This is a genomic window from Arthrobacter sp. 08Y14 (assembly GCF_002929455.1).
Lineage (GTDB): Bacteria > Actinomycetota > Actinomycetes > Actinomycetales > Micrococcaceae > Arthrobacter_B > Arthrobacter_B sunyaminii.
In genome coordinates this window covers 548,439-563,494 of the sequence record NZ_PJIX01000002.1, presented here as the reverse complement: position 1 = coordinate 563,494, position 15,056 = coordinate 548,439, and the positions used below count along the sequence as shown (strand labels likewise).

Here is a 15,056-nt window from a genome sequence, read left to right as displayed (position 1 = left end):
GTCTCCGGGGCTGCCGGTTGGACTGCAGCGGGTTGGGCAGCAGGTCCAGCGGGCTGGGCATTAGCGCCGGGACGCGGCAGTCCCTGCCGACGGCCGGCAGGCTTGGCCTGCGGTGCTGCAGCCGCCGGAGCGACGGATCCGCTGGACGCCGCTTCGGCCGGTGCCGCTTCGTCCGGCACAGTTTCAGCCGGCACAGACCCGTTGGATGCGGGATCCTGTGCAGCCCGCTTCTCACTCTGTTCCGTGGCCGGGCCCGCCCCGGGAGTCCGGGGCAGGCCCTGTCTTGTCAAACTGCCGCCCGTTTCGCTTCGATGGCCTTCACCAGCTGTGGCACAACAGTGAACAGATCCCCCACCACGCCAAAGTCGGCAATCTCAAAGATGGGCGCATCCGCGTCCTTATTGATCGCGACGATGGTTTTGGCGGTTTGCATGCCGGCGCGGTGCTGGATGGCACCGGAGATGCCGAGCGCAATGTAAAGCTGCGGGGCAACGGTCACCCCGGTCTGTCCAACCTGCGAGGTTTGCGGCACGTAGCCGGCGTCCACGGCCGCGCGCGAGGCACCGATGGCCCCGCCCAGTGCATCGGCCAGCTCCTCGACCAGCGCAAAGTTCTCAATGGAACCCAGGCCGCGGCCTCCGGAAACCACTACGTCTGCACCGCGCAGCTCCGGCCGGGCGGAAGCGACGGCGGTTTCCTCATAACTGGAAATGACGCCGTCGGGCACACCGGATGCCTGGACCGAAAGCAGCTCGATGCTCGCTTCCTTCGCCTCGGCCCGGACGCTGGAAGAGCCCTGCCGGAGCGTGATGACCAGGGTTCCGGCGGTTACTGCGGAATCCACGGAGTAGGCCCCGCCGTAGACCGAATGGTGGGCAACGATGCCCTCTTCATCACGCGAAACCCCAACCGCATCCGCCGCCAGTGCGGAACCGGAACGGGCTGCGAAGCGTGCTGCGGCATCACGGGCCTGGATGGAGTTGGAAACCAGCACGGCTTCGGGAGCGACAGCAGCTGCCGCTGCACTGAGCGCATCAACCACGGGGGAAACCATGGCCGTGGCGAGCTCGTCGGATTCAGCAACCAGGACGTGCGCCGCACCAAGAGCGGCCAGTTCGGCACCGATGAGGTCTGCGCTCCCGGGGGCCGCAACGGCAAGCACAACAGGCGTGCCTACCGCTGAAGCCGCACCGATTACTTCTGCTGCGCTGGAGCGGAGCTTGCCCGACGGCGCAACGTCAACAAGCACGAGTACGGAGTCACTGGGGTAGCCGGTCATTCTGAGCGTCCTTTGATGAGTTGGTTCTGGGTGAGGAAATCGGCCAGCTGCTGGCCGGCGTCGCCGTCGTCTTCAATCTTGATGCCGGCCGTGCGTGCCGGACGCTCGGCCACAGCCAGGATGATGGACCGCGAGGCGGACTCATCGGGGGCCAGACCCAGATCCGCGAGGGTTCGAGTTTCAAACGGCTTCTTCTTCGCAGCCATGATGCCCTTGAAGTTGGAGAAGCGGGCATCCGGAAGTGCTTCAGTGATCGAGATAACCGCAGGAAGTGCGGCACTTACTTCAAACGTTCCCGATTCAATATTCCTGCGCCCGGCAACAGCGGAATCGCTGATCTCTACGGTGCTGAGGGAAGTAAGGCCGGCGACGCCGAGCAGTTCGGCAATCATCGACGGCAGAACGCCGCCTCCGCCGTCGGTCGAAATGTTGCCTGCGATGACCAGATCAAAGCCGATCTGCCGGACAGCTGCAGCGAGCACCTCGGCAGTGAGGGTCATGTCTGCGCCCAGCAACGCGTCGTCCTGTACATGGACGGCGCGGTCCGCTCCCATCGCCAGCCCCTTGCGCAGGCTGGCGGGCACTGTTGACGGGCCGACGGCGAGCAGGACCACCTCGGCGTCTTTATGGCTGTCGCGGTGCGTCAGTGCAACCTCGAGTGCACGTTCGGTGATCTCATCAAGCACCAATTCGCTTCCGGCCCGCTCCAGCAGGCCGGTCTCCAGATTCAGGGTGCGGTCCCCCCAGGTATCCGGAACCTCTTTCATTAGAACGATAATCTTCATCATTTTCCCTCTCGCATCGTCGTCAACGACTCCTTGTTGAAGGCCTTTGAGACCTCAGTCACCGTTCGGCAGACGTCGCCGCGATCGTATCGCAGACCGGCCAATTCTTTGTGATCGGGGTCATACCCCTTGATTATTCCGTGGCCCTCCACCGTCACCGGAACACCGCCAATCCATCGCTGATGACGGGCTTGTCCCCCACCAGGGCGTCGAATCGTCCGTCGTCCCACGCCCGGACAGTCATCTCATCGCCGGGAAAGACGACGCCGGAAAACCGGCCCGCCAGCTGGACGAGGTCCGCCGGGTGGGCTCCGGCCATTCCTGCCAGCGGCAGTGTTGCCGCAGCCAGTGAGGCAAGCCCGTGCAGGATCGGACGGTCCTGGCCAATGCGCCGTGCAGCCTGCGGATCGATGTGGATATGGTGCCGGTCCCCGAGCAGGCGGTACAGAGCGGCCTGGTTGAGGCTGGACTGAAAACCTGCGGTGCCGGCGGGCTCACCGTGCGGTGCCGGGGCGCGTCCGGGGCCTCGGTCCCCGCCGTAACCGCCGGTTCCCGGCGCGAAGATGCTCCAGGTGGCCACAAAATAGTCACACTCCACGAGCACATTGAAGACGGCCGCCGAGCCCTTGTCCCATACCTCGCCCACCCGGGCGGTCAGCGTGAGCTCGCCGGAACGCGGAAGCGCCTTGAGGACCGTCAATTCCTGGGAACCGTGGACGGCGCGGTTGTCGAAGGCGCCCTGCCCGGCCAACACGTCGGGTGCCCACTGGGCCAGGGTCAGGCCGAATGAGGGAAGGACGCGCAGCCGGTCCTCAAAGACAAGGTCGAGTTCGCTGGCGGGAGCGCCGACCGCCAGGGCGTAGAGGATCGCATCGGTCTCGGAGTAGCCAAGGGTGCGCTCTCCCAGGAAGCGCCCTGCCCATGCGTCCGCCGTTTCCCGGCGATCCGGAGTGGGGATTTCCTCGGCCCGCGTCTGTGCGCTCATGCCCCGTACACCCCTTCGGGCACGGCGGCGTCGACAAGCAGTTTTTCAATGGCTTCGCCGGCAGCCGCGGCCTCCCAGCGCTCGCCCGCATCGATTGCAGGACCGTGGTTCCAGCCCTCCTCGATGCAGATCCGGCCGCCTTCAATCTCAATGACGCGGCCGGTGACTGCCGCGGAAGAGCCGCTGGCAAGCCATGCCACGACGGGGGAAACATTTGCCGGGTTCATTGCGTCAAAACCGCTTTCGGGAACCGCCATCGCTTCGGCAAACGCCCCTTCGGTCATCCGGGTACGTGCTGAGGGGGCAATGGCGTTCACGGTGACGCCGTAACGGCCCAGCTCGTGTGCGGCCACGAGCGTCAGTCCGGCGATGCCGGCCTTTGCAGCCGAGTAGCTCGCCTGCCCAACACTGCCCTGCAGTCCTGCACCGGAGGAGGTGTTGATGACGCGGGCATCCGGCGTCCGTCCGGCTTTGGCCTCCCCGCGCCAGTATTCGGCTGCGTGGCGCAGCGGCGCAAAATGACCCTTGAGGTGCACGCGGATCACCGCGTCCCATTCCTCTTCCGAGGTGTTCACCAGCATGCGGTCCCGCACAAATCCGGCGTTGTTCACCAGGACATCCAAGCGGCCGAAAGTCTCAATAGCCTGCCGAACCAGTCCGGCGGCCTGCTCGAAATCCGCAACGTCGGCACCGTTGGCCACAGCTTCTCCGCCTTCGGCCCGGATCAGGGCAACGATGTCGTGGGCCGGGCCGGAGGCTTCCTGGACGCCGTTGAGGGTGGTGCCGAGGTCATTGACGACAACCTTGGCGCCCTGGCGTGCGAGTTCAAGGGCGTGTTCACGTCCCAGGCCGCGGCCTGCCCCGGTCACGATGGCGACTCGTCCTTCACAGATGCCGGTCATGTCTTTGCTCTCCTTTGAGATTGTTGCGGTGCCTGGAGTGTACCGTGTACCAAGCAAATGCTAGGGTATCAAGCAAACGTTAGGTAGGTACAGGATGTCAATTACATCGAAGATGCACCACGACGGCGTGCGTGCGGTAACAATGAGCTATCCCCCGGTGAATGCGCTGCCCGTTGCCGGGTGGTTCGCTGTCGCCGAGGCAATCCAGGCGGCCGGCGAGGATCCGGACACGCGCGTGGTGGTCCTGCGGGCTGACGGGCGCGGCTTCAATGCGGGCGTCGACATCAAGGAAATGCAGGCAACGGAGGGATTCGATGCGATCCTCGCGGCAAACCGGGGCTGCTATCTCGCCTTCAAAGCGATTTACGAGTGCCCGGTTCCCGTCATTGCCGCGGTCAACGGCTTTTGCCTGGGAGGCGGAGTGGGCCTGGCCGGAAGCGCCGACGTCATCGTGGCCACCGAGGACGCCTACTTTGGCGTCCCGGAAGTTGACCGCGGCGCACTTGGCGCGGCAACCCACCTTTCGCGCCTGGTTCCGGCTCACCTGCTGCGCACGCTCTACTTCACCAGCCGCACGATCACTGCGCAGCGCCTGGCCGAATTCGGCAGTGTTGCCCAGGTGGTTCCCGCCGGCCAACTCGATGAAGCGGCCTTTGCCATTGCCGATGAAATCGCGTCCAAGGACACCCGGGTGATCCGTGCCGCGAAGGAAGCCCTGAACGGCATCGACCCGGTGGACGTGGTGAAGAGCTACCGCTGGGAACAAGGTTTCACCTTTGAGCTCAACCTTCGGGGTGTTGCCGATGAACTGCGCGACGACTTCGTCGCCACGGCGCCATCCTCCGCCGAGTGAGCAGCAAAGTCCTCGGGGCTGAGGACGTCCCCGGGCTGTTCAGCGACGGAATGACCATCGGCATCGGCGGCTGGGGGTCGCGGCGAAAGCCCATGGCCCTGGTGCGCGCACTGGTCCGTTCCGGCGTGCGCGGCCTCACCGTTGTCAGCTTCGGCGGTCCGGATGTGGGGGTGCTTTGTGCCACCGGGCAGGCCAAACGCGTGGTGTTTGGGTTTGCCACCCTCGACTCCATAGCCGTCGAGCCGCATTTCGCGGCTGCCCGGCAGGCGGGCGGCGTCGACGTCGTCGAACTGGACGAATCCCTGCTGGTCTCCGGGCTTCGTGCCGCCGGGCGCCGGCTTCCTTTTGAGGTGACGCGCTCCGGACTGGGATCGGATGCCCTGGCCGGCAATCCGCAGATCCGCACCGTCACCTCGCCCTACGACGACGGTGAGGAACTCGTGGCCATGCCCGCGATTCATCTTGACCTGGCCCTGGTGCACCTGAACCGTGCCGATGAATTCGGCAACGCCGCGTGCCTGGGTCCTGACCCGTACTTTGACGACCTGTTCGCGCGGGCGGCGTCGCGCACCGTGGTGAGCGCGGAGGCCGTGGTTTCGACGGTGGAGCTCACCCGGGACGCACATCCGTCCACGCTGCTGCTGAACCGCACCATGGTGGATCACGTCGTCGAGCTCCCCCGCGGCGCGCACTTCACCTCATGCCTGCCGGATTATGAGCGGGACGAAGCTTTCCAGCGAGAATATGCACAGGCCGCAACATCAGCACCGGCGTGGCAGCAATTCCGTGCCAGGTATCTCGACGTCGACGACGACGCCTACCGGGCGAATGCGGAGGTGGGCAATGCGTGAGATCACCACGGCCGAAGTGGCCGTTGCAGCCTGCAGCGACCTGTTCCGCGGCCAGGCGGAGATCCTGGCCAGCCCCGCCGGGATCGTGCCCACCGTCGGCGTGCGGCTGGCGCTGCTCACTCATGCACCCGACCTGATGATCAGCGACGGAGAATCCACAATCCTTGGCGACGTCCCCGCCGTCGACCGGCCAAGTACCGTCTCGGCCGGCTACCTGCCGTATCGGGAGCTGTTCGAACTGATCGCGGCAGGCCGCCGCCATGTGGTGATGGGCGGCGCGCAGATTGACCGGATGGGCAACCAGAATCTGTCGGTGATTGGGGACCATGCCAAACCCGCCAGGCAGCTGCTGGGGACCAGGGCCGCTGCAACGAACACCGTCAACCACACGACCAGTTATTGGATTGCCCGCCACAGCCGCCGGACCTTCGTAGAGAGCGTTGATTTTGTGACCGGCGTCGGAAATGACAGGGCGTCTGCCGCCGGCCCGGCAGCTTCCCGGTTCCACCGGCTGCATCGCGTCGTGACGAATCTTGGTGTCTTCGATTTCAGCGCTCCGGACGGCGGCATGGCCGTGGTGTCCGCGCATCCCGGCGTCAGCTTCGACGAGATCCAGGCTGCCACCGGGTTCCCGCTGCACACCGCGGGAACCGTGCCAACTACCCGCCTCCCGGATGAGCGCGAACTTCAGCTCATCCGGGAGGTTCTCGACCCCCGTAAGCGCAGAGAAGACGAGGTCCCAGCATGAGCACCGAGAACCGCATCAAGACTCCCCTGACCGAGCTCACCGGCGTCGAGCATCCGATCGTGCAGACGGGCATGGGCTGGGTGGCCGGACCCCGGCTGGTCACGGCCACGGCAGAAGCGGGAGCCCTGGGCATCCTTGCCTCCGCCACCATGACGCTGGACCAGCTTGAGCACGCCATCGTGGAAGTGAAGAGCCATACCGACAAGCCGTTCGGCGTTAACCTGCGTGCGGACGGTGCCGATGCCCCGGATCGCGTGAACCTGATGATCAAGTACGGGGTGAAGGTAGCCTCCTTTGCCCTGGCTCCCAAGCGGGAACTGATCGAGAAGCTGAAGGAAAACGGCTCCGTGGTGATCCCCTCCGTGGGCGCGGCACGGCATGCCGAGAAGGTGGCCGCCTGGGGCGCGGATGCCGTGATGGTGCAGGGCGGGGAAGGCGGCGGCCACACCGGCGCCATCCCCACCACACTGCTGCTGCCCTCAGTGGTGGATGCCGTGGACATCCCGGTGATTGCCGCCGGTGGCTTTTTCGACGGCCGCGGGCTGGCTGCGGCCCTTGCCTACGGGGCCGTCGGCATCGGCATGGGCACCCGGTTCCTGCTCACCAGCGACAGTTCGGTGCCGGAGAACATCAAACAGCGCTACCTCGGCTTCGGGCTGGACGGAACGGTGGTCACCACCAAGGCGGACGGCATGCCGCACCGGCTGCTGCGCACCGAGTTCGTCAAGGGACTCGAGGACGGCGGCCGGCTGCGCCAGCTGCTGCCGACCCTGCGCCGGACGGTGCAGTTCAAGGAGATGTCCGGTCAGTCCTGGCTCGGCCTGGCGAAGGACGGCATCTCCATGAAGCGCGGCACCGGCAGGAGCTGGAGCCAGATGATGCTTGCGGCCAACACGCCGATGCTCCTGAAAGCCGGAGTGGTGGAAGGCGACACCACCGCCGGAATGCTGGCCGCCGGGCAGGTTGTCGGGATGATCAACGACCTGCCCTCCTGCCAGGAACTCGTGGACCGCATCATCGACGAAGCCGTGGAGCGCCTGAAGGCTAACAGTGCAGCGGTGTCCGCCTAGGCCGTTAGCTCAAGCCCAAACAAAAGAGGGATGCTGCAACCGGTTCGGTTGCAGCATCCCTCTTTTGTCATTCCTGGCTGATGTCTCTTCGGCTCAGTCCCGGCTTAGAGCCGCCTCAGAGCCGCTCGATGATGGTGACGTTGGCCTGGCCGCCGCCCTCGCACATCACCTGCAGGCCGAAGCGTCCGCCGGTGCGCTCCAGTTCATTGAGCAGCGTGGCCATGATGCGCGTGCCCGTGGCGCCGATCGGATGGCCGAGGGCGATGCCGCCGCCGTTGACGTTGATCTTGTCCTGCTCGATGTTCAGTTCCTGTGACCAGGCCAGCACCACGGAGGCAAAGGCCTCGTTGCATTCGAAGAGGTCAATGTCGGAAACCTTCATGCCGGCGCGCTCGAGTGCGTAGTCGGTGGCGCGGATGGGACCGGTGAGCATCCATACCGGGTCATCGGCACGAACCGAAATGTGGTGGATCCGTGCCCGGGGCGTCAGCGAATGGGTGGCCAGTGCGCTCTCGGAGGCAATCAGCAGGGCGCTCGCGGCGTCGGTGATCTGTGAGGCAACTGCCGCGGTGATCCGGCCTCCCTCAGTCAGGACCGGAAGAGTGGCCATCTTTTCCAGCGACGTGCCGCGGCGGGGCCCCTCATCCTGGGACAGCCCGGCGATCGGAACGATTTCGCGGGCAAAGCGACCCTCGTCGGTGGCAGCGATCGCCCGCAGGTGGCTTTGCAGGGCAAACTCTTCCATGGCCTCACGCGAGATGTTCCACTTTTCGGCGATCATTTCGGCCGACCGGAACTGGGAAACCTCCTGAGTTCCATAACGTGCCACCCAGCCCGGTGACTGCGCAAAGGGAGTGGTGAACCCATACTGCTCGCCAAGGGTCATGGCGGCCGAAATGGGAATCGCCGACATGTTCTGCACTCCGCCGGCCACGATGAGATCCGCGGTTCCCGACATCACGCCCTGGGCGGCAAAGTGCACGGCCTGCTGGCTGGAGCCGCACTGCCGGTCAATGGTCACGCCGGGAACGTGGTCCGGCATCCCGGCGACCAGCCAGGCGGTGCGGGCAATGTCGCCGGCCTGGGATCCCACGGTGTCCGTGCATCCGAAGATGACGTCGTCAACGGCGCCGGGATCAATTCCGGTGCGTTCCACCAGCGAGGTGATGACATGCGCACCCAGATCAGCGGAGTGGATGCCGGCCAGGGATCCGCCCCTGCGGCCGCCGGGCGTACGGACTGCGTCAACAATATATGCGGTACTCATTCGGTTGCTCCCCTTAGGCTTGCTGGCTGCTGACGGACACGACTTCGCCCGTCATATAGGACGAATAGCCGCTGGCGAGGAACACCATGACATTGGCGATTTCCCATGGTTCGGCCGCACGGCCAAACGCCTCGCGTGAGGTGAGCTGCTCCAGCAACTCATCCGAGGTGACCTTTGCGAGGAACGGGTGCATGGCCAGGCTCGGCGAGACGGCGTTGACCCGGATTCCGTAGGGTGCCACATCGAGGGCAACTGAACGGGTAAGTGCCATGACCCCGGCCTTGGCTGCGGCATAGTGGGCCTGGCCTTCCTGTGCCCGCCAGCCGATGACCGAGGCGTTGTTGATGATGACGCCCTTTACATCGTTGCGGACCATGCGCCGGGACGCAGCACGCACGCTGCGGAAGGTTCCCGTCAGGGTGACGTCCAGGACCTTGCTCCACTGGTCATCTGTCATTTCCAGGATGGAGACCGTGCCGCCCAGGCCGGCATTGTTGATCATGACGTCAACCCCTCCGGCTTCCTCGGCCAAATCCAGGAGGGCCTCGATCTGGTCCTCCACGGTGACGTCACAGACCGCCCAGCGGACGCGCTCGACACCGAATTCGGCACCGAGCTCCGCTGCCGACGACTCCAGCCGTCCGGCATGGGTGTCCCCGAGCACCACCAGGGCGGCTCCTTCTTCCAAGCAGCGGCGCGCTGCCGCTGCGCCGATTCCGGCGCCGGCCGCAGCGGTGACGACGACGCGGCGTCCCGTCAGCAGGCCGTGGGCGGGGACGTAGTCGGGTACGGGCTGTGCGACGCGGGATTCAATCATGCGCGTGCCTCCTTCGGCAGGCCGAGCACACGCTCGGCGATAACGTTTCGTTGGATTTCGTCCGAGCCGCCGTACAGGGTGTCCGCGCGGCTGAACAGGAAGAGGGTCTGGAGTGCGTCCAGTTCGTAGGGAGCTTCGGCGACAGTGAGCCCGCCGGGGCCGGCAACGGCCATGGCCAGTTCACCGAGGGAGCGGTGCCACGGTGCCCAGAGGAGCTTGGTGATCGAGGCTTCGATGCCCTGTTCACCGCTGAGTGTGCGCAGCCCGTGCAGGCGCAGCATGTCCAGGCCCATGTGTGCGGAGACGATCCGGTCCTGGATGATCGGGTCATCGATGGCACCGTTATTGCGGGCCAGGTCGACGACGGACTCCAGTTCGCGCTGGAACGCAATCTGCTGCGCCAGGGTGGAGACGCCGCGTTCAAAACCCAGCGTGCCCATCGCCACCGACCAGCCGGCACCGGGTTCCCCCACCACCAGGTCCGCGTTTGTGACAGCGCCGTCAAAGAACACCTCGTTGAACTCCGAGGTGCCGGTCAGCTGCAGGATCGGGCGGATCTCGACGCCGGGCTGGTCCATCGGCACCAGCAGATACGAGAGCCCGTCGTGCCTGCGGGGTCCGGATCCCGTGCGGGCGATCACGAAGCACCAGTTGGCATTGTGCGCCAGGGAAGTCCAGACCTTCTGCCCGTCGATCACCCACCGACCGCCGTCGTCGAGCCTGGCTTTGGTGGACACGTTAGCGAGGTCCGAACCGGCACCGGGCTCGGAATATCCCTGGCACCAGAGATCCTCAACCGCCACAATGCGCGGCAGGAAACGGTCCTGCTGCTCCTTGGTGCCGAAGGCAATCAGTGTTGGTCCCAGCAGTTCCTCACCAAAGTGATTGACGCGGGCAGGGGCGTCAGCCCGGGCGTACTCCTCATGGAAGATGACCTGCTGCAGAAGGCTCAGCCCGCGTCCGCCGTATTCCCGCGGCCAGCTGACACAGCTCCAGCCGTGTTCGGCGAGGTGGCGGTTCCACTCAAGGCGCTCCTCGAAAGCCTCGTGCTCACGGCCGGATCCGCCGAGTCCGCGCAGCTGCGCAAACTTCCCGACAAGATTGGATTTCAGCCAGCCACGGATCTCCTGACGAAACTCCTCGTCCTCCGCTGAATAGTTCAGATCCACGACACACCTTTCATCGCCCACCGCCATTGGTCATAAAGTCGAGCTTCGCCTATGCTAGCAAACCAAGCACTTGTTTGGTGAACTCCATCACAGCGGGAAGTGCCTCAGAGAGGAGCCACGATGAAGAATGATGATTCCGGCGAGGTTGTAACGTACGAGGTGCGCGGTTCCGTGGCAGTCGTCCGGCTGAACCGGCCCGAGTACCGCAACGCGCAGAATTCCAAGGTCACCTATGCACTGGATGCCGCGTTCACCGCCGCCGTCGAGGACGATGCCGTAAAGGTCATCGTCCTGGCCGGAAACGGAAAGCACTTCTGCGCCGGACATGACATCGGCTCCCCGGAGCGGGACATTGACCAGAGCTTCGAGCGCAAGGCCGTCATGTGGTGGGACCATGTGGGGGCAGCAGGCGTGGACTCCCGCCTTGCCCGGGAATCCGAGGTTTACCTGGGCATGTGCCGCCGCTGGCGGGAGATCCCGAAGCCGATGATCGCAATGGTTCAGGGTGCGTGCATTGCCGGCGGTCTGATGCTGGCCTGGTCCTGCGATTTCATCGTGGCCAGCGACGATGCGTTCTTCTCGGACCCCGTGGTCCGCATGGGCATCCCGGGCGTGGAGTATTTCGCCCACCCGTGGGTGATGAATCCCCGCGCCGCCAAGGAGTTCCTCTTCACCGGTGACCGCTTCACCGCGCAGCGCGCCCATGATCTGGGCATGGTCAACCACGTGGTGCCCCGTGAGGTCTTGGAGGACACGGTGATGGCCATGGCCGAACGCATCAGTGCGATGCCCCGTTTGGGCCTGGCGCTGGCCAAGAAGGCAGTAAACCAGTCCGAAGATTTGCAGGGCATGCGGGCCGGGATGGATTCCGTGTTCGGGCTGCACCATGCGGCGCACGCCCACAACGCGGAGGTGGGCGCCGACTCGCTGGCCGGAATGAACGTTCAGGGCATGCGGAACGCGGCGGCGGCCAAATGAACCTCGACCTGACCGAAGAACAGCAGGCATTCGCCGCCGAGGCGCGAGCCTGGCTGGCCGAAAACGTGCCGTCCACACCGCTGCCGTCAATGGATACGGAAGCGGGTTTCGCCGCCCACCGCGAGTGGGAAGCAAAGCTGGCGGAAGGCCGCTGGTCCGCCGTCGCCTGGCCGGAGGAGTTTGGCGGCCGAAGCGCCGGCCTGGTCGAGTGGGTCCTCTTTGAGGAGGAGTACTACCGCTCCGGAGCTCCCACCCGCGTAGCCCAGAACGGTATCTCGCTGCTGGCCCCGATTCTCTTTGAACATGGAACGGATGACCAGCGCAACCGGTATCTCAACGCCATGACAGACGGTTCCCTGATTTGGGCACAGGCCTGGTCCGAGCCGGGAGCCGGCAGTGACCTGGCCTCCATCCGGAGCACCGCCCGCCGCGACGACGAGCGCGGCGGCTGGCTGCTCAACGGCCAGAAAACCTGGAGTTCACGCGCAGTCTGGGCCGACCGCGGATTCGGACTGTTCCGCAGCGACCCCGCCGCGCAGCGCCACCGCGGCCTGACGTACTTCCTTTTTCCCATGGACGCCCCCGGACTCACCGTGCGCCCCATCGCCCAGCTCGACGGCTCAACGGGTTTCGCCGAACTGTTCTTCGAGGATGTCTTTGTGCCTGACGCAGACGTCCTTGGAGCTCCGGGAGACGGCTGGCGCGTGGCCATGAGCACCGCCGGGAACGAGCGCGGCCTCTCGCTGCGAGCACCGGGACGCTTCTGTGCTGCCGCGGACCGGCTCATCGACCTGTGGGGCACCCACCAGCAGGAAGACCCCTTTGCCCAGGACGCCGTCGTGGACGCCTGGATCAAGTCCGAGGCCTATCGCCTCTACACCTGGGGCACGGTGAGCACGCTGCAGGACGGCGGCGACATTGGAGCCGAAGGCAGTGTCAACAAGGTGTTCTGGTCCGAGCTGGACATCGCCCTGCACGAGACGGCGCTGGATTTGCTCGGTCCCGCCGCGGAACTGCGCGGAGAGCCCGGGGTGGCCGGCGGACGGTGGATGGATGACTACCTTTTCTCCATCTCCGGACCCATCTACGCAGGCACTAATGAAATTCAGCGCAACATCATTGCAGAACGTCTACTTGGCCTCCCACGCGGCGGCGACGGCAGGAGAGCGTCATGAAATTCGCACTGAGTGAAGAACAGCAGTCGCTGGCCGAGGCCCTCGACGAAATCATCGAGAGCGCCGGCGGCACGAAGGTTGCCCGGACCTGGGCAGAAGGGAACACGGAGCCCGGCCTGGCGTTGTGGAGCCAGCTGGCGGAACTGGGCCTGTTTGGCCTGTGCCTCGCAGAGGACGACGGCGGTATGGGCGGCACCGCAGTGGACCTCACCGTTGCTTTCGAGCGGCTGGGATATCACGCGGTTCCCGGACCGTACATCGAATCCGCCGCGCTGCTGCCCGAGTTGGTCGATTCCAGTGTGCGCAGCGGCATCCTGGACGGATCACTGGTTGCCACGGCTGCCGTACCGGGACTCGTTCCCTACGCACTTGACGCCGCGGCAGGCAGCCGGTGCTTCGTCGTCGGCCCCGATTCTCTCTCGGATGCCTCTGCCGGACCCGGTACAGCCTCCGTGGACCGGACCCGGAAGCTGAGCGAACTCACCGCCGTCGGCTCCGAAACCGCACTGGAAACCGCTGCGGTGGACCTTGCCGTGGACAGGGCAACGCTGGCCTGTTCGGCCATGCTGCTCGGTGCCGGAGAGCGCCTGCTGGAAGAAGCAGTCAGCTATGCCAAGATCCGCGAACAGTTCGGCCGGGCCATTGGCGAATACCAGGCCCTTAAGCACCAGCTCGCCGACGTGCGCATCGCCCTCACATTCGCCCGTCCGCTGATCTACGACGCAGCCCTGGACCTCGGCGGTCCTGACGGCGCCCGCAGCGTCTCCGCCGCCAAGGTTGCCTCCGGCGATGCGGCCAACCTGGCAGCACGGGTTGCACTGCAGGTCCACGGCGCCATCGGCTACACGGAGGAACACGATCTGGGGCTCTGGATCACGAGGGTCCGTGCCCTGCTGGGCGCTTGGGGAACGCCGCGGCACCACCGCTCCCGCATAGCCTCCCTGCTGCTTCCTGCAACCCGCTGACCTTCCACACCTTGACCTTCCACACCTGAGGACACCATGGACTACTCACTGACCGACGAGCAGAACGAGCTCGTCAAGACCCTGCGCGCAGTGCTCAACCGCCATGCCACCTCCGCTGCCGTGCGCAGTGCAGCAGCCTCTGCGGACGGCTACGACACGGAGCTTTGGCGCACCTTGGCTGAAGAGGTGGGCGTGGCTTCCCTCGCCATTCCCGAAGAATACGGCGGGGCCGGATTCACCTGGTTTGAAACCGGCCTGGTCCTGGAAGCACTCGGTTACCAGCTGTCCCCCAGTCCACTGCTGGCCTCAGCAGTACTGGGAGCATCCGCCATCCTGGAGTCGGCCGAAGAGGAGGCGCGTGAACGCCTGCTGCCCGGGATTGCCGAGGGAAGCAGCATTGCGACCCTGGCCTGGGCGGATGAACGCGGCGCCTGGAGCACCACCGGTTCCGGCATCACCGCCACGCCGGACGAACAGGGGCACGAGCAGTGGACCCTGGATGGAACGGCAACCCTGGTGCTCGACGGCGTCACCGCCGACACGGTCATTGCCGTCGCGTCTACGCCGGAGGGGGTGGGTCTGTTCGAGGTTCTGGACGCCGCCGCGGTCCAGCGGGTGAACACCCCGGCCGTCGACACCACCATCAGGTTCGCGACACTGACCTTCAACCGGGTTCCGGCCCGCGCGCTTCGGCTGGACGCCGAAAGGTCGCTGGAGAGAATCCGCGACATCGCCGTCGTCGCGGTGAGCTGCCTGCAGGTGGGAACCGCGCAGCGAGGGCTGGACATGAGTGTTGAATACTCCAAGCAGCGCGTGCAGTTTGGCCGGGCAATCGGCTCCTTCCAGGCCCTTAAGCACCGGATGGCCGACATGCTCGTGCAGGTGGAAACGGCGCGCACCACTGCCTGGGCTGCGGCCTGGTCGGCCGGAACCAATGCTGCGGACCTGCCGGAACGCGCGGCGTCAGCCGCTGCGTGGTGCGCAGACGCCCTCGACAAGGTGGCCGCTGAAACTGTGCAGATTCACGGCGGAATCGCGATCACGTGGGAGCATGACGCCCAACTGGTCTTCAAGCGGGCGCATTCCACGAGCCAGCTCTTCGGCTCTGCGCGCGAGCACCGGCGCCGGCTGGGAAGGCTGCTGGGAATCATTCCCGCGCCCGCGGCCGGTACCGAGCCCCGACGAAGGCAGGAAGCTCTCGCTTCGCTGTGA

At 65.5% G+C, this 15,056-nt stretch carries 15 protein-coding genes; 8 read left to right on the top strand and 7 right to left on the bottom strand.

Annotation, left to right across the window (positions count from 1 at the left end):
* Nucleotides 1-286 precede the first annotated feature (286 nt).
* From CXR03_RS09200 to CXR03_RS09185, 4 genes are all read right to left on the bottom strand, one after another.
* Entirely contained in the window at nucleotides 287-1,279 is a 993-nt protein-coding gene (locus CXR03_RS09200; RefSeq protein ID WP_104103512.1) for an electron transfer flavoprotein subunit alpha/FixB family protein, read from the bottom strand.
* On the bottom strand, nucleotides 1,276-2,064 hold the full coding sequence (locus tag CXR03_RS09195) for an electron transfer flavoprotein subunit beta/FixA family protein (RefSeq protein WP_104103511.1): 789 nt from the start codon (nucleotides 2,062-2,064) through the stop codon (nucleotides 1,276-1,278). The genes CXR03_RS09200 and CXR03_RS09195 overlap by 4 nt, the downstream gene beginning before the upstream one ends.
* Nucleotides 2,065-2,218: 154 nt before the next feature.
* Nucleotides 2,219-3,049, bottom strand: coding sequence for a MaoC/PaaZ C-terminal domain-containing protein (locus CXR03_RS09190; RefSeq protein ID WP_104103509.1), 831 nt, complete (start codon nucleotides 3,047-3,049; stop codon nucleotides 2,219-2,221).
* The gene (locus CXR03_RS09185; RefSeq protein WP_104103508.1) at nucleotides 3,046-3,951 is read right to left on the bottom strand and encodes an SDR family oxidoreductase; all 906 of its coding nucleotides are present in this window, start codon (nucleotides 3,949-3,951) and stop codon (nucleotides 3,046-3,048) included. The genes CXR03_RS09190 and CXR03_RS09185 overlap by 4 nt, the downstream gene beginning before the upstream one ends.
* A 94-nt stretch (nucleotides 3,952-4,045) precedes the next feature.
* On the opposite strand from CXR03_RS09185, the gene CXR03_RS09180 reads away from it, so the two are divergent.
* The 4 genes from CXR03_RS09180 to CXR03_RS09165 are packed head-to-tail and all read left to right on the top strand — an operon-like array spanning nucleotide 4,046 to nucleotide 7,473.
* Complete coding sequence (locus CXR03_RS09180) at nucleotides 4,046-4,804, top strand: enoyl-CoA hydratase family protein (RefSeq protein WP_104103507.1); 759 nt, start codon at nucleotides 4,046-4,048, stop codon at nucleotides 4,802-4,804.
* Entirely contained in the window at nucleotides 4,801-5,655 is an 855-nt protein-coding gene (locus CXR03_RS09175; RefSeq protein ID WP_219816218.1) for a CoA transferase subunit A, read from the top strand. Before CXR03_RS09180 ends, CXR03_RS09175 begins: the two co-directional genes overlap by 4 nt.
* Complete coding sequence (locus tag CXR03_RS09170) at nucleotides 5,648-6,403, top strand: CoA-transferase subunit beta (RefSeq protein ID WP_258073573.1); 756 nt, start codon at nucleotides 5,648-5,650, stop codon at nucleotides 6,401-6,403. The genes CXR03_RS09175 and CXR03_RS09170 overlap by 8 nt, the downstream gene beginning before the upstream one ends.
* Nucleotides 6,400-7,473, top strand: a complete 1,074-nt coding sequence (locus CXR03_RS09165) for a nitronate monooxygenase family protein (protein ID WP_104103504.1) — start codon at nucleotides 6,400-6,402, stop codon at nucleotides 7,471-7,473. The genes CXR03_RS09170 and CXR03_RS09165 overlap by 4 nt, the downstream gene beginning before the upstream one ends.
* 115 nt (nucleotides 7,474-7,588) lie before the next feature.
* Here CXR03_RS09165 and CXR03_RS09160 read toward each other — a convergent pair whose 3' ends face one another.
* From CXR03_RS09160 to CXR03_RS09150, 3 genes are read right to left on the bottom strand one after another with little or no spacing between them, the layout of a single operon-like run.
* Complete coding sequence (locus CXR03_RS09160) at nucleotides 7,589-8,740, bottom strand: acetyl-CoA C-acetyltransferase (RefSeq protein ID WP_104103502.1); 1,152 nt, start codon at nucleotides 8,738-8,740, stop codon at nucleotides 7,589-7,591.
* 13 nt (nucleotides 8,741-8,753) lie between these two features.
* Complete coding sequence (locus CXR03_RS09155) at nucleotides 8,754-9,557, bottom strand: SDR family oxidoreductase (RefSeq protein WP_104103501.1); 804 nt, start codon at nucleotides 9,555-9,557, stop codon at nucleotides 8,754-8,756.
* Nucleotides 9,554-10,726 carry an acyl-CoA dehydrogenase family protein gene (locus CXR03_RS09150; protein ID WP_104103499.1) on the bottom strand — a complete coding sequence of 391 codons (1,173 nt, stop codon included), beginning with the start codon at nucleotides 10,724-10,726 and terminating at the stop codon, nucleotides 9,554-9,556. Before CXR03_RS09150 ends, CXR03_RS09155 begins: the two co-directional genes overlap by 4 nt.
* 120 nt (nucleotides 10,727-10,846) lie before the next feature.
* Between CXR03_RS09150 and CXR03_RS09145 the strand changes: the two genes are divergently transcribed.
* The 4 genes from CXR03_RS09145 to CXR03_RS09130 are packed head-to-tail and all read left to right on the top strand — an operon-like array spanning nucleotide 10,847 to nucleotide 15,056.
* The gene (locus tag CXR03_RS09145; protein ID WP_104103498.1) at nucleotides 10,847-11,704 is read left to right on the top strand and encodes an enoyl-CoA hydratase; all 858 of its coding nucleotides are present in this window, start codon (nucleotides 10,847-10,849) and stop codon (nucleotides 11,702-11,704) included.
* Nucleotides 11,701-12,879 carry an acyl-CoA dehydrogenase family protein gene (locus CXR03_RS09140; RefSeq protein ID WP_104103496.1) on the top strand — a complete coding sequence of 393 codons (1,179 nt, stop codon included), beginning with the start codon at nucleotides 11,701-11,703 and terminating at the stop codon, nucleotides 12,877-12,879. The genes CXR03_RS09145 and CXR03_RS09140 overlap by 4 nt, the downstream gene beginning before the upstream one ends.
* Nucleotides 12,876-13,844 carry an acyl-CoA dehydrogenase family protein gene (locus CXR03_RS09135; RefSeq protein WP_104103494.1) on the top strand — a complete coding sequence of 323 codons (969 nt, stop codon included), beginning with the start codon at nucleotides 12,876-12,878 and terminating at the stop codon, nucleotides 13,842-13,844. The genes CXR03_RS09140 and CXR03_RS09135 overlap by 4 nt, the downstream gene beginning before the upstream one ends.
* 36 nt (nucleotides 13,845-13,880) lie before the next feature.
* Entirely contained in the window at nucleotides 13,881-15,056 is a 1,176-nt protein-coding gene (locus CXR03_RS09130; RefSeq protein WP_104103492.1) for an acyl-CoA dehydrogenase family protein, read from the top strand.